General features: G+C 68.8%; 19 protein-coding genes and 1 riboswitch. Of the genes, 11 read left to right on the top strand and 8 right to left on the bottom strand.

Annotated elements, in window-relative coordinates; genetic code table 11:
- Window positions 1–5: 5 nt before the first annotated feature.
- Together LJB74_RS06030 and LJB74_RS06025 are read right to left on the bottom strand one after the other, a co-directional pair.
- A complete protein-coding gene (locus LJB74_RS06030) occupies window positions 6–1,433 on the bottom strand; it encodes a DUF3375 domain-containing protein (protein ID WP_259307686.1) in 1,428 nt (475 codons plus the stop codon).
- Window positions 1,434–1,707: 274 nt separating this feature from the next.
- Window positions 1,708–1,782, top strand: a riboswitch (cyclic di-GMP riboswitch).
- A complete protein-coding gene (locus LJB74_RS06025) occupies window positions 1,766–2,275 on the bottom strand; it encodes a hypothetical protein (protein ID WP_259307685.1) in 510 nt (169 codons plus the stop codon). (Overlaps the previous riboswitch by 17 nt.)
- 536 nt (window positions 2,276–2,811) lie before the next feature.
- Between LJB74_RS06025 and LJB74_RS06020 the strand changes: the two genes are divergently transcribed.
- Window positions 2,812–4,224 carry a bifunctional diguanylate cyclase/phosphodiesterase gene (locus LJB74_RS06020; protein ID WP_259307684.1) on the top strand — a complete coding sequence of 471 codons (1,413 nt, stop codon included), beginning with the start codon at window positions 2,812–2,814 and terminating at the stop codon, window positions 4,222–4,224.
- Between the two features lie 752 nt (window positions 4,225–4,976).
- Here the strand turns inward: LJB74_RS06020 and LJB74_RS06015 are convergent.
- The 6 genes from LJB74_RS06015 to mtnA all read right to left on the bottom strand — a co-directional run bounded on the left by LJB74_RS06015 (window position 4,977) and on the right by mtnA (window position 11,543).
- Window positions 4,977–5,399, bottom strand: coding sequence for an RbsD/FucU family protein (locus LJB74_RS06015; protein WP_259307683.1), 423 nt, complete (start codon window positions 5,397–5,399; stop codon window positions 4,977–4,979).
- Between the two features lie 15 nt (window positions 5,400–5,414).
- Window positions 5,415–6,644, bottom strand: coding sequence for an S-methyl-5-thioribose kinase (gene mtnK / locus LJB74_RS06010; RefSeq protein ID WP_259307682.1), 1,230 nt, complete (start codon window positions 6,642–6,644; stop codon window positions 5,415–5,417).
- Window positions 6,645–6,668: 24 nt separating this feature from the next.
- Window positions 6,669–7,697 (bottom strand): ABC transporter permease, encoded by a 1,029-nt coding sequence (locus tag LJB74_RS06005; protein WP_259307681.1) that lies wholly within the window; start codon window positions 7,695–7,697, stop codon window positions 6,669–6,671.
- The gene (locus LJB74_RS06000; protein WP_259307680.1) at window positions 7,698–9,269 is read right to left on the bottom strand and encodes a sugar ABC transporter ATP-binding protein; all 1,572 of its coding nucleotides are present in this window, start codon (window positions 9,267–9,269) and stop codon (window positions 7,698–7,700) included. It abuts the gene before it with no gap.
- Between the two features lie 80 nt (window positions 9,270–9,349).
- Complete coding sequence (locus tag LJB74_RS05995) at window positions 9,350–10,459, bottom strand: substrate-binding domain-containing protein (RefSeq protein ID WP_259307679.1); 1,110 nt, start codon at window positions 10,457–10,459, stop codon at window positions 9,350–9,352.
- A gap of 46 nt (window positions 10,460–10,505) precedes the next feature.
- Window positions 10,506–11,543, bottom strand: a complete 1,038-nt coding sequence (mtnA, locus tag LJB74_RS05990; RefSeq protein ID WP_259307678.1) for an S-methyl-5-thioribose-1-phosphate isomerase — start codon at window positions 11,541–11,543, stop codon at window positions 10,506–10,508.
- A gap of 166 nt (window positions 11,544–11,709) precedes the next feature.
- On the opposite strand from mtnA, the gene LJB74_RS05985 reads away from it, so the two are divergent.
- The 10 genes from LJB74_RS05985 to LJB74_RS05940 all read left to right on the top strand — a co-directional run bounded on the left by LJB74_RS05985 (window position 11,710) and on the right by LJB74_RS05940 (window position 20,909).
- The gene (locus LJB74_RS05985; RefSeq protein ID WP_259307677.1) at window positions 11,710–12,426 is read left to right on the top strand and encodes a GntR family transcriptional regulator; all 717 of its coding nucleotides are present in this window, start codon (window positions 11,710–11,712) and stop codon (window positions 12,424–12,426) included.
- A 197-nt stretch (window positions 12,427–12,623) separates the two neighbouring features.
- Window positions 12,624–14,582, top strand: coding sequence for a bifunctional aldolase/short-chain dehydrogenase (locus LJB74_RS05980; protein ID WP_259307676.1), 1,959 nt, complete (start codon window positions 12,624–12,626; stop codon window positions 14,580–14,582).
- A gap of 14 nt (window positions 14,583–14,596) precedes the next feature.
- Entirely contained in the window at window positions 14,597–14,983 is a 387-nt protein-coding gene (locus LJB74_RS05975; protein WP_259307675.1) for a cupin domain-containing protein, read from the top strand.
- 27 nt (window positions 14,984–15,010) lie between these two features.
- Complete coding sequence (gene lsrF, locus LJB74_RS05970; protein WP_259307674.1) at window positions 15,011–15,895, top strand: 3-hydroxy-5-phosphonooxypentane-2,4-dione thiolase; 885 nt, start codon at window positions 15,011–15,013, stop codon at window positions 15,893–15,895.
- 1 nt (window position 15,896) lies between these two features.
- Entirely contained in the window at window positions 15,897–16,580 is a 684-nt protein-coding gene (locus LJB74_RS05965; protein WP_259307673.1) for a class II aldolase/adducin family protein, read from the top strand.
- A gap of 113 nt (window positions 16,581–16,693) precedes the next feature.
- Window positions 16,694–17,695 (top strand): dihydroxyacetone kinase subunit DhaK, encoded by a 1,002-nt coding sequence (locus LJB74_RS05960; RefSeq protein WP_259307672.1) that lies wholly within the window; start codon window positions 16,694–16,696, stop codon window positions 17,693–17,695.
- A gap of 12 nt (window positions 17,696–17,707) precedes the next feature.
- Complete coding sequence (locus tag LJB74_RS05955; protein ID WP_259307671.1) at window positions 17,708–18,325, top strand: DAK2 domain-containing protein; 618 nt, start codon at window positions 17,708–17,710, stop codon at window positions 18,323–18,325.
- Window positions 18,322–19,224, top strand: coding sequence for an NAD(P)-dependent oxidoreductase (locus tag LJB74_RS05950; protein WP_259307670.1), 903 nt, complete (start codon window positions 18,322–18,324; stop codon window positions 19,222–19,224). The genes LJB74_RS05955 and LJB74_RS05950 overlap by 4 nt, the downstream gene beginning before the upstream one ends.
- Before the next feature lie 321 nt (window positions 19,225–19,545).
- Window positions 19,546–19,770, top strand: a complete 225-nt coding sequence (locus LJB74_RS05945) for a hypothetical protein (protein WP_259307669.1) — start codon at window positions 19,546–19,548, stop codon at window positions 19,768–19,770.
- A gap of 29 nt (window positions 19,771–19,799) precedes the next feature.
- Window positions 19,800–20,909 (top strand): DUF6544 family protein, encoded by a 1,110-nt coding sequence (locus LJB74_RS05940; RefSeq protein ID WP_259307668.1) that lies wholly within the window; start codon window positions 19,800–19,802, stop codon window positions 20,907–20,909.
- Window positions 20,910–21,188: the final 279 nt, after the last annotated feature.

Here is a 21,188-nt window from a genome sequence, read left to right as displayed (position 1 = left end):
TGTCCTCATCGCCGTGTCACGATCACCTGGGGCAGCCGGACCCGTCGCCGCTCATCCTCAACGGTGTAGTCGATGAGAGTCTCCTCGCCCTCGTCCATCGTGACGGCGATGTCCTCATCGGCGAGAGTGAGGTAGCCGAGGACCTCAGCCACACCCTGCTCGACCGGGAACAGGGCGACGATGTCGCTCAGCAACGCATGGCCGCGCGCGGGCAGCACCGATCGGACCTGCGCGGCCAACCTGACCTGGTCGACGAACCGCTGGTCGAGCAGCGCCGCGACGTTCACAGACTCACCGGCGCCCGGGGCGAGCAAGCTGTCCACCCGCGAGGCGGGACTGGTGTCGTACAGCGGACGTTCGAACGGCAACGCAATGGCGATCCCGGGCTCGTCCACCTCCAGACCGACCGATGGCGGCGCCTGCCGGCACGTCAGCGCCGCGGCCTCCACCGACTTGATCAGGTCCAGCACACGGCGGTTCTCCAGCCACGCTTGATCGTCGAGAAAGCGTCGGAGCTGCTCGGAGATCTGTCGCACCGTCTGCTGGGTCCGCTCCGCCGCCGCAGACCAGTCATGGTGAATCGTGCGAAGACGACGATCGCCGTCCACCTCCTCGAGGGCCAGCACCCGGGCCAGCAACTCGGTCAGCTCATCCTGACGGGCCTGCGAGAGCAGGAAGTCATAGAACGCCTGGAAACTGCGCCCCTGGTCGGAGCCGTTGATGTCCGAACGACTCCCGACGAGCTCAGCGAGAAGCTCACCCTTGCTCCCTTCCCAGGACGCGATCCGCTCGCGCGCCGCCCGGTCGAGGGAACGAAAGTTCTCCTCCACCTCACGGAAGTCCGACAGCAGCTCGCGCGCAGTGCCAGCCAGCTGCTGGTAGCGCTCACGGACAGCTGTCGGGTCGAGCACCGTGACTGTCCCCGCCTCAACCTCAGCGATCTGCCGGTCGATCTCCTGCCGGCGACGATGGAGCTCGGCGAGACGGGTATCGGGATCCGTCTCCACCCCGTGGACGATCTGGCGAAGCAAGTCCACGACCGTGTGCAGGCGCGACTCGGTCCCAATGAAAGGCCTGATCGCCAGCCCGCTCACCCACGCGTAGGCGCGCTCGAAGGCCGGCGTCGCGTCATAGTGGACCTCGTCGGAACCCAGCGGGTAGAAGCGCCGCAACCAGCCGGAATCGTTGGCCGACCAGTCGCTGAGGTACTCCGGCGCCGAGCGCGGGTAGCGAGGCAGGTCGGGATCAGTCGCGTTGAGCGCGTACAACTCGTCATCGAGCGCGGACGCGAGGGCCGCCGCGGAGGCGGCGCCGCGGTTGTCCTCGACGAAGAACCGACCGAGAAATGCGAGCGCGAGCGGCGCGTTGACCGCGCGCAGCAGGCGCCACGACGGGTGCTTGTCCCGTAGCCGCTCGATGCTCTCGTAGTCCACAGCCCGCCTCCCCGCCCCCTATTCCTACCGGAGCCTACGGGCGGACGCTGACGTTCACGTGGAGTCATGCGTGATCCGAACCCGGTCAGGTCGTGTGCGCGATGCACTGCGTATCGCGCGCCACACAGGCGCCCCCTGTCTGCTGGGGCCTCCCGCCACACCGGCCTTGCAGCCGGAGCGTCAGCTGTCCCAGTTGGGCCGAAAGGGTGTACGGAACGGGTCGTGGGGCTTCGCTGCTCACCATGAGACCGGGCTGTGTCGATGGGCTATCTGAGTGACGAAAGAGCAAACCCGCCGCGAGGTGGGGACGCAAAGCCACGGGGCCCATGAGGTCAGCCGGGTCGCCGAACAAGGAGAGTTGTCGTGGTCGTCGTGTCGGGGAGTCGTACGACCGGTGTGCGGGGCACCGTGCTGGGTGAGCATGCGGGCCCCATACGGACCCGCAGGTCGAGGTTGGCGGCCCGGCTGCCAGGGTGGGCTCGCCCGCCGGTCGGCATCGTCGACAGGACGCGATGGTTGTTCGCGGTCTTGGTCGTGGTGTCCCTCGTCCTGACAGCGCCCCTGTCTCTTGGCAGCAGTCGCGGGGTGCTGTGGGTCATCGCAGCGGTGAGCAGCGTGGTGCTCGGGGTGTCCTGGACGTCGGGGTACCGGACCCGGCGCGCGACGGTGGTGATGGACGTGGTCGACACGTTGGGGATCGTGGGCCTGTCCTTGACCAGCGCGGAGATGGGAGCGGTGCTCCCGTTGGTGTTTGCGGCGTTGTGGTTCCGGTCCCAGTACGGGTCGATGCGCCGCAGCCTGGTGCGGGTGGGGTTGTTCGTCTCCGGGTTGGCAACGACCATGTCATTGTGGATGGTGGTGCCTGGTCACCTCGGGGTCATGCCACTCGCGCCGTTGATCGTGTCGCTCCCGACGATGGTGTTGACGGTCGTCGTGGGACAGCACCTGGCGGGGGCAGTGCGTGGACGTGAGTACATCGCGCTACTGGAGCAGGTGCACGGGTCAGTGGGGTCCCAGCTGCTGGGCACGACGGACTCCGGGGAGATCAGGGAGATCGCGTGGGTCGCGATCACCCGGATCTGTGAGGTCACGCCCGGCCTGCGGGTGATGAGGGCGGTCGCCCAGCATGAGGAGCTCAGGGTGGCACGGGTGACGGAGGCGTTCACCCGCGCACCGCAGGTGCTGCCCGCGGAGATGCTGTCGGCGCTGGTGGACGAGGACGGAGTGTGCCAGGGCGCGATCGACGGGCGCGCGGCGCTGGATGCGGCGGCTGGGTTGGTGTGCGCGTGGGCTTGTGTGCCGCTGCCGGAAGTTCACGACCAGGTTGGACGGGTGTGGTTGCTGGTGGGGGCGCCGGTGCGGGTCCCCCCCCGAGGCCATGGCCGCGTTGGAGAACCTGGCGAATCAGGTGACGTTGGCGTTGCGGAACAGTGCGGTGCATCGAGATCTGACGGTTCTTGCCGAGGTGGACAACCTGACGGGGTTGGCGAACCGGGCGGCGTTCAACGCGGCGTTGTCTCGGGACCTGGAAGGAGTGGCCGATCGTGAGACGACGGTCCTGTTCGTGGACCTGGACGACTTCAAGTATGTCAACGACGCGTACGGGCACCACGCGGGTGATGAGCTGCTGCAAGTCGTCGCGGCGCGGTTGCGTGAGGTGACGCGTCCGAGTGACCTGTGTGCGCGGATCGGTGGTGATGAGTTCGCGGTGCTGCTGCGCCGCACCGGCGAGGCCGCTTCCGCGGAAATTGCCCAGCGCGTCGTGGAGGCGGTGTCCGCGCCGGCGGCCCTGGAGGATGCGGTGGTGCACGTGGGGGCGAGCGTGGGGGTCGCGTCGGTGGTGGGGGGTGATGACGCGGAAACGTTGGTGCACCGGGCGGATGTGGCGATGTACTCGGCCAAGGCGCAGGGCAAGGCCCGGGTGCAGGTGTTCGAGGCTGGGCTGCTCCGCGGGGACCCGACTCGGGTGGCGTTCGAGCGCGACCTGGCGACGGCGGCCGCCAACGGTCAGCTCGTCGTGCACTACCAGCCGGTGGTGACGCTCGACGACGGGCGGTGTGCGGCGGTGGAGGCGTTGGTGCGCTGGCAGCATCCCGAGCGGGGGCTATTGGCGCCGGATGAGTTCATCGGGGTTGCTGAGCGGATCGGTGCGATCGGGTCGATCGGTGCGGCGGTTCTGCGTCAGGCGGTGGCGGATGTTGCCCGGTGGCGGGACTCTCTCCCGGGGCCGGGGTTGTCGGTGCATGTGAACGTCTCGGCGCTGCAGCTCGACGACGATGCGTTCACAATCGCGGTCGCGGAGTGTTTGCGGGAGTTCGACTGGCCGGCGGACCGGCTCGTGCTGGAGTTCACCGAGACCGTGGTGATCAGCTCACCGGCGGCGATCGGCCGGTTGAGGGGGTTGTCGGCGAGCGGGGTGCAGATCGCGATCGATGACTTCGGGACGGGGTACGCGTCGTTGACGACGTTGCGTTCCTTGCCTGTGCAGATCGTCAAGATCGACAAGTCGTTCATTTCCGGGTCCACGACGAACGTCGAGGATCGCGCCGTCACCGAGGGCATCTCCACCATGGTGACGCGCATGGGACTACGCGCGATCGCCGAAGGCGTCGAGCGCCCCGAGCAACGCGACCTGCTCATGTCGATCGGCGTGCACGAAGCCCAGGGGTTCTTGTACCTGTCCCCGCAACCGGCCGCCGAGCTCCTGGCCTGGCTGACCGACCACCATGCCGCAACCGACGAACCCGACGCTTACACCGTGATCCCGTTCATCCCACGCCGCGCCCTTTGACAGTGGCCCGCGTATGGTGATCGGGCGAAGCGCGGGGTGGAGCGGCCTGGAGTCAGGGCCTCACGGGTGAATCGCCAAGGGTCTGATGGGCGGCTCAGGCTGTGGGAGTGCGGCCAGGGTCTGGTCGGGGGCCGCGGGTGGCGTAGAACGTCTCTTCGTACTCGGTGGTGGACGTCGCCGAGGTGGCCGTGCGGGCGCTGGATGCTGTGCCAGTGGACCCAGCAGAGGCTGGCGGGTTCACCGCGCACGCCCGCGGGACTACGAATCCACGTGTCCCACAGGCCGAGCCTGCAGGTGACGGAACGGTGAGCTTGGTCCCCCGCCCCATAGTCCGGTCCGCCCGGTGTCTGGTGGAGCATGGGGACGCGGACCAAGCGATCGACGATCGCACCGTGTCCGAGCCGTGTGCTTCGATCATCTGGTGACGAACGCGAGGGGTGTGCAGATGCCTATGCACGGGCCGCTGACCTGCGGTGATGCTCGACACCGAAGATCGCAGTCGCAGAGCTGGATGATCCCCCCGCTACTAGTAGGACAGCAGGTCAGAGGCCCTTTCTCCCTTCGGGGAGGGAGGGTCTCTCTTGTCAATGTGGGCAGACGTCGGTGGTGGGCCGGGGCGAACCTGCGTGGTTCTGGGCGGACTCAGCGGCGCCAAGCGGCCAGTTCGGCGAAGTGGTTGACCTCCCTACGCGTGGCCAATCCCGGTAGGTGGCGCAGCATGAAGCTCCCACGCTTTGATGGACGCGGCGTGCTTATGACACGACGCCCTTGGCGACCAGGAAGCACGCGTACGGTCGGTCGTCGCCCGTACGGACCGTGCAGTAGGCGGTCCGAGCCTCGTCATAGAAGTTCGGGCGGGTGATACCGGCGAACCCCACGGGCCGGCGTTCCGCGTCGTCGAGGACGGTGCGCACTCCGGAGGCGGCCGGTCCGTCGTTGCCGTCGTCCTGCTGCATGTGCCACGCCGCAGGGTCTTGGTACGCGTCGACCGGCAGGAGCGTCAGCACGGCATGCAGGACCTGGGTGGCGTCTGCTCCGGGCAGCTCGACCACCCGGCGGCTGCAGGAGTGGGCGGGGAAGTTGCGGTCGACGACCGCGAGCAGGTCACCGTGGCCCATCTCGGCGAGCGCGGTGAGCAGCGCCGGGACCAGAAGTGGGTCGATGGTCTTGAGCATCGTCGGTCCGGGCCGTCAGGATGTCCGCGACTCGCGCAGCGTGTCCGCGGCGAGGCCGGCAAGGTACGGCGGGGTGCCGTCAGCACCCTGGATCCGGACGAATCTGCGGGCGGCGAGCAGGACGCCGCGTGCGGCCCCCTCACGCACGTTCTCGGGCAGCGTCTCGATGTCCTTCGTCTTGGCTGCGCCCACGATGCGCCGGGACATCTCTGCCGCCGCGAACAGACGGCTCTCCTCGCTCCAGGTGGCGAGCAGCTGCTCCAGGAACGGCTCGCGCCACACCCGGGGGTCGCGTCGATCGGCCCAGCGGGTGCGGAACTCGGACTCGAACCCGTCCCAGGTCTGCTGGATCATCCCTAGCGCCCAGATGGCGCGGGCCGCGTTGCCGAGTGCGTAGGCGCGGGCGGCGGCGATCACGTAGTTGGCCCACAGGGCGCCGAGGTCGAACGCCACCGGTCCGTAGAACGCGAACTCGGAGTCGAACGCCTTGACGCTGTCGCACGTGGTGCTGCCCTCGGGTGCGTGCACCATGACTGAGCCGGTGTGCAGATCCCCGTGGATGAGCGCCTCGCTCTTGGTCATGAACAGCCACTTGGCGCGGCCCATCGCGGTGACGAACTCCTCGTCAGCTGCGAGGTCGTCGGCGTCGGGCTTGTTCTGCTCGAGCACGCTGTTGCGTCCGGCGTCCACGCTCGGCTCGGAGAAGACGAGGTCCTCGGTGATGAGGCACAGCTCCGGGTTCACGGCCGCAGCGACCGCCTGCGCGAGGGCGGTGCGCTCCAGCGTCAGCGCCGAGGTGCCGAACGCGACCGCACCGACGTACCGGCCCATCGCCGCGGCGGCACCGTCGTGGGTGAGGCCCTCGTTGAGCGCCGCTCGCCACACCCAGTGGTCGCTCAGGTCCTCCATCGCGATGATGAACCGGTCGGGGTCGTAGTGGAACACCTCGACGACGTGCTCGGGCAGCAGGGCGTGGTGCGCGCGCAGGGAGTCGACCTCGAAGCGCGCGCGGGTCGGTGTCATCGGCCAGCCCTCGCCCGTCATGCGCACGTACGGGAGCGCCTGCTTGAGGATCAGACCTCGACCCGAGGCGTCGTGCAGCAGGAACACCAGGTTGAGGTTCCCGTCACCGATCTCACGCACGGACACCAGGTGGTCGGGGTCGATCCGCTGCGCGAGCGCGGGTACGGAGCGCACGTGGTCGGCGACCGTGTCGACGGTCAGGAACTCGTAGTCGGACGTCATGGGAGCACTCCTCACGTGCCCGGCTCAGGTGGCCGGGGTGTAGCGGACCTTGCGGCGGGAGATCGTGAACGAGAAGAGCAGAGCGGTGATCAGGACAAGGCCCTTCGCGGTGTCCTGGTGGTAGTACTGCAGGCCCTTCATCGTGAGGCCTGTCAGGACGATCCCGATCAGCAGCGCACCGAGGAACGTCCCCCACGCGTTCGGCTTGGCCAGTCCGAGCACCGAGGTTCCCACCAGCGCGACCGCGACCGCCTCGAGCAGGCTCGACGCACCCGCGTTGACGTCGCCCTGCCCGATGCGCGAGACGAGGATGAGTCCGCCGATCGAGGCGAACAGACCCGAGACCACGTAGGCCAGGCCGTGGTAAAGACCGACGCGCACGCCGGAGAGTCGCGCAGCCTCGGGGTTCGCGCCGATCGCATACATGACCCGGCCCCAGGTGGTGCGGCTCAGGAAGAACCAGGAGGCCACGACCAGGATCATCATGATGACCACGGGAAGAGGGATCGGGCCGACGAACCCGCGGTCGATCTTGAGGAAGCCCGGGGTGAAGCTGCCCGGGGCCACCGAGCCGTCCCTCAGCACCATGCCGCTGGAGACCGACTGGCCGCTGACCGGGATCAGCTTGGCGCCCTGGATCACGAACATCATGCCCAGCGTGGCCAGGAGGTCGGGGATCTTGCAGATCACGATGAGGAAGGCGTTGAGGAGCCCGACGAGAACACCTCCGACCAGCACGACCACCACCGCCGTCGTCCCGGTGAGGTTGTAGAAGACCATCGCCATCGCGGCCAGCTGCACGGCAAGACCGGCCGTGGCACCGATCGACAGGTCGAGGCCGCCGACCACCATCGTGAACGTCACCCCGAGCCCGAGGATGGCGGTCACGGAGGCGAACTTCAGCAGGAGGAACAGCGACGACGTCGACGCGAAGGACGGTTCGGTGAGGGAGAAGTATAGGAACAGGATCACGGTGATGGCGATGAAGCCGTACTTGACCACCGCGTCCTGGATGCGGGCCACCGTACCTGTGGTGCTGGGCGTTTCGGGCACTTAGGCCACCTCCGACATGCTTGTGACGATCGCGTCGTTGTCGATCTCTGTGGTGTAGGAGTCGAGGCGGATCTGTCCCTCGACCAGGACGATGATGCGGTCGGCGATCGCGCGGATCTCGTCGACGTCGCTCGTGAGGACGACGACGCAGGCTCCCGCGTGCGCCTGCTCCCGTGCCCGGTGGGAGATGTCCCCACGAGCGCCGATGTCGACGCCACGGAACGGTTCGTCGAGCAGCAGCACGCGCGGCTCAGCCTGCATCCAGCGTCCGACGACGACCTTCTGCTGGTTGCCGCCGGACAACGCGTCCATGGCCTGGTCGGGTCCGGTGGACACGACGCCGAAGTCGCTGATGAGCCTGCCGCCGTCGGCGCGCTCGCGCCCGAAGTTCAGGACCCCCGTGCGGCTCACGGCGCGGAGGAACGGCAGGGACTTGGTCCAGGCGACCGACCACCCGGGCAGCATGGCCTCGGCCGTTCGGTCCTCGGGGACGAGGTAGATCCGCTGGCGGACGGCGTCCTTCGTGTGGCGGGGGGCGTACGCCTCTCCGTCGAGGCGCATGGTGCCCTGCTGCCAGCGGTCGGCACCGAAGATACCGCGGGCGAGCTCCGACTTGCCGGCACCGATGAGCCCGATGATCCCGGTGACCTCGCCGTAGCGGAGGTCGAGGTCGATCGGGTCCGAGCGCCGCAGGAGCTGGACATGCTCCAGGTGCAGGGCGACCTGCGTGCCGCGCTGCTCGACCAGCTGGCTGGACTGGACCAGGGTCGACTCGCCGAGCATCGAGCGCACGGCGTCGGGCATGTCGAACGGCGTCCGCTGCCGGCTCTTCACCTGTCCGTCGCGGAGCACCACGAGGTCGTCGGCGATCTCGTGGACCTCGCTCAGCCGGTGGGTCACGTAGAGGATCGCCACGCCCTCCGAGCAGAGTCGGCGGATCAGCGTGAACAGTCGCTCGACCTCGCTCGCAGACAGCGTTGAGGTCGGTTCGTCGAGCACGAGCACCTTGGGGCGCTGGCTCAGCGCGCGAGCCAGCAGGAGCAGCTGGCTGTCTGCGTTGCCCAGCTCGAAGACGTCCTTGGTGAGGATCGCGTCCGACCACCCGAGCTCGAGCGTCGCGGCGATCTGGCGAGCGCGCGGCAGCAGGCGCCTGAGCGAACGGACCGGGGGGATCTCACCGCGGACGATCTCCTCGAACACGAGGTTCTCCGCAACCGTCAGGCCGGGGACGATCGTCTCGTCGATGCGTTGGTGCACCGTCTGGATCCCATGCCGGGCGGCCGCCAGCGGGGTGTCCATCACGACCGGGCGCCCGCTGATCCGGATGCGGCCGCCGTGGTCGGCGTACACGCCGGACAGGATCTTGATCAGGGTGGACTTCCCGGCGCCGTTGGCCCCCAGCAGTGCGGTCACCCGGCCGGGCCGCAGCTGCAGGGTGACTCCCTTGAGCACCTGGTTGGGGCCGAACGACATCGTGATGTCGTCGAGCTCCAGCACCGCGTCGGGCTCTGCGGCACCTGAGCCGACGTTCCCTTGCTCCTCGGGGGAGTCGATGTCCTGCAATGCGCTCACTCCTCACGTGTTGGTCCAGGACCGGGGTGGTGGCAAGCGTCTCGCCACCACCCCGGGGCGTGGTCCTATGGTCCGCGCTGTCAGAACGTGACGACGGGGATCCAGTCGGCGGACGAGATGTCCGAGATGTTGAGCGAGGGCTCGGCTGCCCGCAGGTCGACCATGTTGCGGATGTTCTTGCTCCGCAGGAAGTCCTGGGTGATGAGGATCGGTGGGAAGTCGACGGTGGCGCCCTTGGTGATCGTGCCGGCCATGTCGAGCGCGAGAGTACGCATGACCGCCGCGCCGATCGCGTTGGGGTCGGTCGCGCCGGTCGCGACCCAGGGGCTGTCGGCTGCCGTCATGAGCTCGATGTCGGCCGTGGAGATGTCGGCACCGTAGACCTTCACCTTCCCCTTGAGGTTGGGGTTCTGCTCGAGGGCCGAGAGGGTCGCCTTCGAGAGCTCGTCGTACGGTGCGTAGATCGCGGCGACGTCGGGGTTCGCCCGGAGCGCGTTGCTGACCATCGGCGCCGTGTCGGTGGCCGTGGAGTTGGTGAACGTCCCGGTGTAGAAGAGCTGCTTCCAGTTCTCTTTCTGCACGTAGTCGCGCCAGACCTTGTCGCGACGGTCCAGAGGAGCGATGCCGGCGACGTTGACGTAGCCGACGTTCTTCCCCGTGCCGATGTCGGAGACCATCTGGTCGAGCACGAGGCTCGCCATCTTGGCGTCGGACTGCTGCGTCTGCACCGCATCGGGCGCGCACTTCTGGATCTCGATGTCGTAGATGACGACCTTGATGCCCGCCTTGAGCGCCTTGTTCACCCCCGGGCAGAGGGTGTCGGGGAAGCCGTGCCGGACGATGATGCCGGAGACGCCCGAGGCGATCGCCTGGTCGAGCTGCGTGGCCTGGGTCGCGTTGTCACCTTGGGCGTCGTACACGGACAGGTCGACGCCGAGTGCCGCGGCCTGCTTCTTGGTGCCGTTGAGGTACTGCTGGAAGTAGTCGCCCTGCCCGCTCTGCTGAACGATGGCGATCTTCACGCCGGGCTTGTCGAACGGCGCGGGGGCGGCCGCGACTGGCGTCGTGCTGGTGGCAGGCGCGGCGGCGGGGGTGGTGGAGGCGCCGCTGGTGCCGCCCTGGCTGCATCCAGCCAGGAGCAGCATGGACACCCCAGCGATCCCTGCGACGAGGGTCTTTGTGTTCCTCACGGTGTTCCTCTCGGTAGTGCAGCCGTCGTTGGCTGCGCGACTCGTGTCAGCGCGCGATGGACGCGAGCAGCTCGGGGTCGGGGTGTGTTGCGGGTTCGACAACGCCACGCTCGGTGACGATGGCGGTGATGAGGTCGTGCGGTGTGACGTCGAAGGCGGGGTTGAACCCCATGACGCCCTCCGGCGCGGTGCGGTGGCCGTAGAAGCTGACGACCTCGTCGGACGCTCGCTCCTCGATGACGATGTCGTCGCCACGCTTGGTGGACAGGTCCACGGTGGACGTCGGCGCCGCGACGATGAACGGGATGCCCGCACGGGCACAGGCCAGAGCGAGCGCAACCGAACCGATCTTGTTCGCAGCGTCGCCGTTGGCGGTGATCCGGTCGGCGCCGATGATCGCGACGTCGACCAGGCCCCGCAGGATGGTGCTCGACGCCGCGCCGTCCGCCTGGACGACGTGCGCGATCCCGTCCTGCTGCAGCTCCCAGCTGGTGAGCCGGGCCCCTTGCAGCAACGGTCTGGTCTCATCGGCGTAGACGAGACCCAGACGGCCACGGTCGTGCAGCTCGTGGATGATGCCGTACGCCGTGCCCCAGGCTGTCGTGGCGAGAGCACCCGTGTTGCAGTGGGTGACCACGCGTACCTGGTCGAGGCCGGTCCGTGCGAGGATCCAGTCCGCGCCGAGCCGGGACAGGGTGCGGTTGGCCGCCGTGTCCTCCGCCACGAGCGCCTGAGCCTGACGCAGGACCTCGTGCACGCCCTGCGGCATCGCTCCGCGGACCCGGTCCACTCCCCACGCGAGGTTGATCGCGGTGGGTCGTGCGTCCCGGATCCGCTGGATCTCCGACTGGAGCCGGGTGTCGTCCCAGCCTTCTCTCCGGGCCTGGTTCATCGCCATGGCGACGCCGAGCGCTCCCGCCGCGCCGAGGGCCGGGGCCCCACGGACGGCCAGATCGCCGATTGCCAGCACCAGGTCATCGACCGTCGCCACGTCCAGGTACCGCGTCTGGTGCGGGAGGGCCGTCTGGTCAATCAACCGGATCACCGGCTGATCGACGTCGCGCCATTCGATCGCGAGAACCATGCCAAACCCTTCGAACCACGTTGTCCGACAACTTGGCTGGAACGTTAGGTCGGAAGACGAGGATTGTCAACGAACCGTCCCCAAGTTGTTACATCGGGGGCTGGCGGCTGGGTAGGATCGGCCCCCGAGCGGCAGGAAGCGCCGACGGCATGACGGGGAGGTGGAGATGGCGCGCAACGGGACACTCGTGTCGCAGGTCTCCGAAGACCTGCGCAGCCAGCTGGCGGCGGGCCAGTACCTGCCCGGGGCGCGGTTGCCCACCGAGAGCGCTCTGGGCGGCGCCTTCGGGGTGTCCCGCCCGACGATCCGCGCGGCGCTGCGCGAGCTCGAAGCGCTCGGTCTGGTGCGGACCCAGCACGGTGTGGGCACCTTCGTCGTGGACAAGCCCGCGATCCAGGCCGGCCTGGAGCGGATGGACTCGATCACCGAGTCGATCCGGGCGACCGGGCGCGAGCCCGGCATGGTCTACGCGAGCAGGCTGTTCCGGCCCGTACTCCCCGAAGAAGCCGCACGGATGGGCGTTCCCGGCGATACCGAGGTTCTCGAGCTGCGGCGCACGATCCTCGCGGACGGCGAGGTCATGGCGTACTCCTACGACCTGATGCCACGAGCGATCCTGCCGCCCGACTTCGACCCGCCCGATCTCGACGGGTCGATCTTCGAGTTCCTGCGGATGCGACTGGGGATCATCCCGGACCGCGGCATCGCGGAGGTCCACGCGGTCGCGTCCAACCACGTCGGCTGGGGCAACGAGGCCGCCACCCACAACCTGTTCGTGCTGCTCAACCAGCTCCACTACGCGTCCGACGGGCGCCTGGTCCTGTACTCGCGTACGTACTTCATCGAAGGCCGGTACTCCTTCACGATCATGCGGCAGAGCTGACCGCAGGTCTCGAGCGCGGTCCACCAGACGCGTGCTGCCTTCGCGGGCCCCGGCGCAGCCGGGGCCCGCGAAGGCCTGTGTGCCATGCCCCCGCGGACCGTGCACACGCCTGGCGCATCCGACGGTGCACATCTTGACAACTTCCCACCTGCTGCTAGGTTGTCCGACAACTAGCCGTTCGAGGTGAGGATGTGGACGTGCAAGATCGCGAGGACGACGCTGTGGTCGATCCGATGGGCGAGCTCGTCGAGGTCTCCAGGATCCTGGGACGGGACCCGTGGCTCGTGCTGCACGGCGGCGGCAACACCTCGGTCAAGACGGTGCGACGCGATGTCACCGGCCGGGACGTGGCGGTCCTGCTCGTCAAGGGCAGCGGCCACGACCTCGCCACGATCGGCCCCGAAGGGTTCGCCCCGCTCCGCCTCGACCGGCTCCACGAGCTGCTGCCACCCACGCGGATCGGAGACCTCGCTCTTCTCAACGAGCTGCGCTGCGCGCTGATTGTCGCCGACGCCCCCGACCCGTCGGTGGAGACCCTGGTGCACGCCCTGCTCCCGAGCACCGCGGTACTGCACTCGCACGCCGACGCGATCCTCGCGCTGACCAACACCGAGGACGGCGAGGCGCGGGTACGCCGCGTGTTCGGGAACGACGTGGTGGTCGTCCCCTACGCCATGCCCGGCCCGGATCTTGCGGCGGCGTGCCAGGCAGCTTGGGACGAGCAGGGCCACGAGACGACCATCGGGATCGTCGTGCTCCGGCACGGCGTCTTCGCACTGGGCGACTCCCCGCACCAGGCACTCGCGAACCACGACCGCCTCATCGGCGCGGCCGAGGCCCACCTCCACGAGCACGAGGCGGCAATCGTCACCCCGGCGCAGGCGCCGCTGCCGGACATCGACCCGGTCGAGCTCGCCACGTTCCGTGCGGAGCTGAGCGCCCTCGCCGGAAGACCGATGGTGGTCCGGCGCAGCACCGACCCCGACGTCGCACGGTTCGTCCGCGACCGGGCGCTGCTCGAGGCAACAGGTCACGGGCCCCTGACCCCGGACCACGTCATCTGGACCAAGCGGGTCCCGCTGGTCGGCTCCGAGGTCTCGCGCTACGCGGAGGGCTACCGCGCGTACTTCGCGCAGCACGAGCACCGCCGCAGCGTCCCGCTCACCATGCTCGACCCTGCGCCACGCGTGGTCCTGGACGAGCGACTGGGCATGCTGACCGCCGGTCGCAACGCCCACGAGGCGCTCATCGCCGAAGACATCTACCGCCACACGATGATTGCGATCGCGGCGGCCGAACGCCTCGGCGGGTACCGGCCGGCGTCGCCTGGACACGTCTTCGACCTCGAGTACTGGGCGCTGCAGCAGCAGAAGATCGCGCGACGCGACACGCATCGCCCCCTCGCGGGCCAGGTCGCCCTCGTCACCGGGGCCGCGTCAGGCATCGGGAAGGCGTGCGCGGATGCGCTGCTCGAGGCCGGTGCCTCGGTCGTGGGCTGGGACCTCGCCGCCAGCGTCGTGGACGCGTTCGACTCCCCGGAGTGGCTTGGGCTGCAGGTCGACGTGACCGACGACGACGCGATGCAGCACGCGTTGCGCACGGGGGTCGAGCGCTTCGGCGGTCTGGACGTCCTGGTCGTCGCCGCCGGGATCTTCCCGACCAGCCAGCCGCTCGGCGAGATGCCGATGGCCACCTGGCGCCGGACGATGGCGGTCAACCTCGACGCGGTCGCCGCGCTGTACGGGTACGCGTACCCGCTGCTGCGGCTCGCTCCCACGAACGGTCGCGTCGTCGTCGTGGCATCCAAGAACGTCCGGGCGCCGGGCCCGGGCGCGGCCGCCTACTCGGCCTCCAAGGCGGCCCTCACCCAGCTCTCCCGGGTGGCCGCGCTCGAGTGGGCGCCCGAGGGCATCCGCGTGAACATGGTCCACCCCGACGCGGTCTTCGACACCGGTCTGTGGACCCCGGAGCTGCTCGCCGCACGCGCCGAGAAGTACGGCATGTCCGTCGCGGAGTACAAGCGCCGCAACCTCATGCGCACCGAAGTCACCAGCGCCGCCGTCGGGCGCCTGGTCCTGGCGATGGCGGACGACACCTTCGCGTGCACGACCGGCGCCCAGGTTCCCATCGACGGCGGCAACGAGCGCGTCATCTGACAGGAGGAAGGCACATGCAGAAGGCATCTCTGGACGACCCCGCCTACCGCAACGGCACGTGGGGACCCGCCTACCTGATCCAAGGCCCCAGCAGTGACATGGGCGTGCTGCTGCTCAACCCGGGCGACTCGATGCCCAACCACCTGCACCGGCACTGCGACGAGTCGTTCGTCGTGCTCGACGGCACCTGCACGCTGTGGATGGACGGCGCCGTGCGCCACACCATGACGGCCCACGAGGTCTTCCGGGCGAACCCGGGAGAGATGCACTACCTGGTCAACGAGAGCAACGCGCCGTTCCGTTGCCTGTTCATCAAGTCGCCTGCAAGTCCGGGCGACACCGTCACGATCCCCTGGGCGCCGGGCGAGCCGGTACCTGTCCACACCGAAGAGCCGGCCTGATGGCCGCGCAAGAAATGGAGTACCACCGTGGCTGATCTCGAGGGCAACGTCGTCGCCAAGGACTACGGGCTGGACCGCCCCCAGGTCGTCGAGGGCACCAACGTCAAGGGCGCAGGTCAGCTCGACTTCGGGATGCGGCACCGGTTGGGCCGCTTCTTCCGGTCCGACGGGCGCACCGTGATGCTCGCGTTCGACCACGGCTACTTCCAGGGCCCGACGAGCGGCCTGGAGCGGGTCGACCTGACCATCGTGCCGCTCGCGCCGTACGCCGACGCGCTCATGGCGACCCGCGGGATCATGCGCACCGTGATCCCTGCCGGCTGCGACAACGCCCTCGTGCTGCGCGCCTCCGGGGGACCGTCGATCCTCAAGGACCTCTCCGACGAGCGCATCGCCATGGACATGGTGGACGCCGTCCGCATCGACGCAGCCGCGGTCGCCGTCCAGGTGTTCATCGGTGGCGAGCAGGAGACGCAATCGGTCCACAACATGACCCAGCTGGTCGACGCCGGCCTGCAGTACGGCATCCCCGTCGTCGGGGTCACCGCGGTCGGACGCGAGATGGTGCGCGACGCCCGGTACCTCGGACTGGCCACACGGATGATCGCCGAGCTCGGCGCCCAGGTCGTCAAGACCTACTACTGCGAGCAGGACTTCGCCCACGTCACGGCGGCGTGCCCGGTACCGATCATCATGGCCGGCGGCAAGAAGCTACCGGTGGCCGACGCGCTGACGATGGCCTACCAGGCGGTCGACCAGGGTGCCTCGGGCGTGGACATGGGCCGGAACATCTTCCAGCGCCAGCACCCCGAAGCGATGATCAAGGCCGTTCGCGCCGTGGTCCACGAGGGCGCGACCCCAGCTGCGGCCACCGAGACGTACCGCGACTTGTCCGGCGGGGCGCAGGACTGACATGACGACCCAGACCGGCCAGGACCCGTCACCGGCGGACCTCGAGGCGGAGCTCCGACGCCAGATCTGCGACATCGGGCGCAACCTCTGGACCCGGGGGATGGTGGCCGCCAACGACGGCAACATCTCCGCGCAGCTGCCCGACGGCACGATCGTGTGCACCCCGACCGGCGTCAGCAAGGGGTACCTGACCCCCGCGATGCTGCCGGTCGTCGACCTCGACGGCGCCGTCGTGGCGCTCGGGGCCGGCGCCAGGCAGCCGTCGACAGAGATTCTCATGCACCTGCGGGCCTACCAGACTTCCGCCGAGGTCGGTGCCGTCGTGCATGCCCATCCGCCCTACGCCACCGCATTCGCGATCAAGGGCGAGGTGCTCGTGGGCAAGCTGATGCCGGAAAGCATCGTCGCGATGCCGGAGATCCCGCTGGCGCCGTACGCGACGCCGTCCACCGACGAGGTCCCGGACTCGATCGAACCGTACGTCCGGAGCCATCCGGGCTGTCTGCTCGAGCACCACGGGGCGATCACCTGGGCCGGCGACCTCATGACCGCGTACCTGGCGATGGAGCGTCTGGAGTACTCCGCGCACATGACCTACCTGGTGCGCCAGATCGACGGCGAACGCCAGCTGAGCCCCGGGCGGATCGCGGCCGTGCAGCGCAGGTTCGGGATCATCGCGCGCTGAGACGCCCGACCGGCGGGAGCTCGCAGATCTCCCGCCGGTCGGGCGCCAACGCCCCCGCACGGGCCGATGCCCCCATCGTCTCGATCACCCCGTCGCACCACCGGAGGCTGCCCGTGAAGAAGATCATCAACGACCCGAAACGGTTCGTCGACGAGATGCTCGACGGGCTGCTGCTCGCCCACCCGGACCAACTGCGTGCCGCGTCCGCGGACTGCCGGGCCATCGTGCGCGCCGACTCCCCGAAGACGGGCCACGTGGGCATCGTCACCGGTGGCGGCTCCGGTCACCTCCCCACCTTCCTCGGGTACGTCGGAGAGGGGTTGTGCAGCGGGGTCGCCGTCGGGAACGTCTTCTCCCCACCGTCGGCGCAGCAGTGCCTGGATGCCACGCGCGCCAGTCACGGCGGCGCCGGGGTCCTGTACCTGTACGGCAACTACGGCGGCGACGTCCTGAACTTCGACCTCGCCGCGGACCTGGCCGAGCTCGAGGGCATCGAGACCAGGACCGTCCTGGTCACGGACGACGTGGCGAGCCAACCCGTCGAGCGCCTGGCCGACCGGCGCGGCGTCGCCGGACTGTTCTTCGCATACAAGTGCGCCGGGGCCGCGGCCGAGCGCGGGGATGACCTCGACTCGGTGGCTGCGGCCGCGCGGGCGGCCGTCGACTCCACCCGCACGATGGGGATCGGGCTCTCACCGACGATCCTGCCGACCGTGGGCAGACCGACCTTCGAGCTGGACGACGGCGAGATGGAGATCGGGATCGGCATCCACGGTGAACCTGGTGTCCACCGTGGTCCGCTCGAGACCGCCGACGCGATCGTCGACCGGCTGCTCGACCCGATCATCGCTGACCTCGACCTGAGAGCAGGTGAGCAGGTCGCCGTCCTGGTCAACGGCATGGGGGCGACGCCACTCGAAGAGCTCTACGTCATGTACCGGCACGTGCACGCCCGACTCACAGCACTCGGCGTGCAGAGCGCACGGTGCTACGTCGGGGAGTACGCGACGAGCCTGGAGATGGCGGGCGCGTCGATCAGCCTCATGCGACTCGACGCCTCGACCGCCGAGCTCCTGGCCGCACCGGCCCGGTCTCCCTTCTTCGAACAGCGCTGAGAGGATGCCCCGATGCGGACACCCGAACTCATCCGGACCATCGACGTCGCCCTGAAGCACCTCGCGACGTGCTCCGATGAGCTGCGCGACCTCGACGCAGCCCTGGGTGACGGCGATCTGGGCATCACCGTGTCGACGGGCAGCGCCGCCGTGATCGCCGCCTGCGGGCACCTGGCGGAGGACGCGACCCCGGCCGCGGTTCTCAGGACAGCGGCGGCGGCTTTCGCCGACGCGAACCCGTCCACGATGGCTGCACTTGTCGGCGGGGCGCTGCTCGCCGCGGCACGGGCGATCGGCGAGGTCCAGGACATCGACCTCCGGGCCGGGTTGACGATCGGCACGGCCGCCGCGCAGAGCATCGCGACCCGGGGCAGATCACACGTCGGCGAGAAGACCATCCTCGACGCGATCGTCCCAGCCCTCGCGGCCATGGAGTCCACCCCCGACGCCCCCCTCGCTGCAGGCATCCAGGCCGCTCGCGAGGGTGTCGAGCGAACGCGCTCCCTGCAGTCGATGCGCGGACGGGCATCGTGGCTCGGCGAAAGGAGCAAGGGACTCCAAGACCCCGGCGCCACCACATTCCTCAGGTTCCTCGAAGGCCTCGACCTTGCACGACGGAGCGCATCATGACCATCACGGCACCCACCGGCTTCATCGGACTCGGACTCATGGGCGGCCCGATGGCCGCCAACCTCGCCCGCGCAGGCTTCCCGCTCACGGTCTGGAACCGGACTCCGGCGAAGGCAGAACCCCTACGAGACCTCGGGGCGCGCGTCGCCGATTCCGCCGCGGAGGTCGGCGCCGTCAGCACCGTGCTCATCACGATGGTCTCCGACGACGACGCACTCGAGGACCTCCTCTTCGGCGCGGGCGGCGTCGCCCAGGCGATGAGTCCGGGAAGCGTGGTCATCGACATGTCGACGACGAGCCCGTCATGCATGCACCGGGTCGCGTCCCGGCTCGCCGACACGGACATCCACCTCGTCGACTCGCCGGTCTTCGGCTCGACCGAACCCGCACTCTCCGGGGACCTGTGGGCCGTGGTCGGCGCATCCCCGGACGACCTCACCCGAGTGCGTCCCCAGCTCGACGCCATGTGCGCAACCGTGTTCGAGATGGGCCCAGTCGGTTCCGGATCCCTCATGAAGGTCGCCGGGAACCTCGTCGTCACCGGGATGATCGCCCTGCTCGCGGAGAGCCTGACGCTCGGGAAGATCGGAGGACTCGAACCGGGCGTAATGCTCGACGTCCTGGACGCGATCGACTTCACGTCCCCGCTGTGGAAAGGCAAAGGATCACTGGTCGTCGCGGAGGACTACGCCCCTCGATTCCCGCTGCGGCACGCTCTCAAGGACGTCCGCCTCGCCCGCGCCGTCGGCCTTGCGACCGGGCTCGACCTGCGGGCAGTCGCCGGGGTCGAAGAGGACTTCGTCACCGCAGCCCGCGCAGGCCACCAGGACGAGGACGTCATGGCGGTCATCCGGACCGTGCGGTCGACCGCTGACGCTGACGGTCCTGAGCGGCCGTGACGGCGACGGTTCACGGATCGATTCGAGCTGATCGCCGGACCGCGCCACCTCCGCGTGAGCATGACACACCTCACAGGGGCGGACATCTCGTTCCGAGCGCGCGGGGTTCGCAGCGCTGCAACTCCGGGCGGGCGCGACGGGCGCTACCCCCAGAGGCAGCGTGTGCTACTTCAGGACGTTCGGCTCACGACATCTGCCCGTGTGACTCATATGTTCTGCCGTGGATCTGAACCACTGGACGGGGAGATCGTGATGCCGACGAACGTCCGGCCGGCTCGAGAGCCCGCCACGCGGACGGTCGCAGGAGCCTCAGTGGTTGGTGTGTCACTTCGCCGCTTCTACCTGTTCCCCGTGGGCGCCCTCGTCGTGGCCGGCGGGATCCTCGGGCAAATGCGGCCGGTGGAGAGCTTCAGCCTGGTGAAGTGGCTATCTCTCGTGACCGGGGCGATCGTCGCGGCCGTATCGATCCAACTGTCCCGGACGGGAACGCCCTTCCCAGAGCCCCGAACTGCTGTCCGGTCCCGCGGCCACCAGGATGTCCTCTGATGAGGACGGTCCTGCGGTGGATCGTCACAGTGCTCATCGTCGTGCACGGCCTGATCCACCTGCTTGGCGCAGCCAAGGGACTGGGCTGGGCCAAGGTGGCCACACTGCCCGAACCGATCAGCCCTGCGATGGGCGTCGCCTGGTTGACCGCCGCATTGGCGGTCGTGGCGACAGGGGTACTGCTGGCGTTTCGCAGCCGCAGGTGGTGGGTCGTCGGCATCTTCGGCGTGGTCGTTTCCCAGGCCGTGATCTTCACGGCGTGGAACGACGCCAAGATCGGCACGGCGGCCAACATCCTGCTGCTCGCCACCCTGGGATACGGTTTCGCCTCGCGCGGCCCGGCGAGCTACCGCGCCGAGTACCAGCATCGCACCGCGACCGCATTGCGCGAGGCCGCCCCGGGCGCGGCCTCGATGGTGACTGAGGCCGATCTGGCTCACCTCCCGGGCCTCGTCGCGGAGTACGTTCGCCGATCCGGTGCCATCGGTCAGCCGCGGGTCTGGTCCGTGGCCGCTCGGTTCCATGGCCGGATCCGCTCAGGTTCGACGGCTCGGTGGATGACGTACCGCGGCGATCAGGTCAATACCTTCGGGCCCTCGCCCAGCCGGTTCTTCTTCATGGATGCCACGATGTTCGGTCTGCCGGTCGACGTCCTGCACGTCTTCGTCGGCCCGTCGGCCACCATGCGCGTCAAGCTGTGCTCGCTGCTACCGATGGTCAACTCCATGGGACCCGACATGGATCGGGCCGAGACTGTGACCTTGTTCAACGACCTTTGCATCCTGGCCCCCGCGGCGCTGATCGACGCACCAATCGCCTGGCACTCCCTGGATGACAACCGCGTCCGTGGTGAGTTCACCAACGGCCCGCAGACGGTGACGGCCGACCTGACGTTCGAAGACGGCGACCTCGTCGACTTCGTCTCCGACGACCGGCTGAGTGCTTCCCGTGACGGCTCCACCTTCACCGCGCAGCGCTGGTCGACGCCCGTGCGCGACTACCGCATCCTGGGTTCACGACGACTGGCCACCCGCGGGGAGGGCCGCTGGCACAACACCGACTCGCAAGGCCAGTACGCCTACCTCGAGTACAACCTCGACACGATCACGTGCAACCCCGAGACACACCGGCCGACGTGACTCCGGGCGTCGCCAGCAGCCAATGACTCCGTCGGCAACCGACCAGGGCGCCGCCACGGACCCGCGCACACCCACAGCAGTCCCGAAGACCGGCCCGAGCTCGCGCTCCGTCATGCACGTGACCGAGCAACAGCCCTACCAGCTGGTCGATAAGACCGCAGGTCAGAGGCCCCTTCTCCCTTCGGGGAGGGGGGGTCTCTTTCGTCACTGTGGGCGGAGTATGGGCAGACGACGGTGGTGGACGGGGCCGGATCTGGGCGGATGCTCGAACGACTCTTC

Source organism: Cellulomonas sp. P24, from assembly GCF_024704385.1.
Classification (GTDB): Bacteria; Actinomycetota; Actinomycetes; order Actinomycetales; family Cellulomonadaceae; genus JAJDFX01.
Note: the sequence above shows the minus strand (reverse complement) of the source record. Positions and strands in the feature narration are given on the sequence as shown.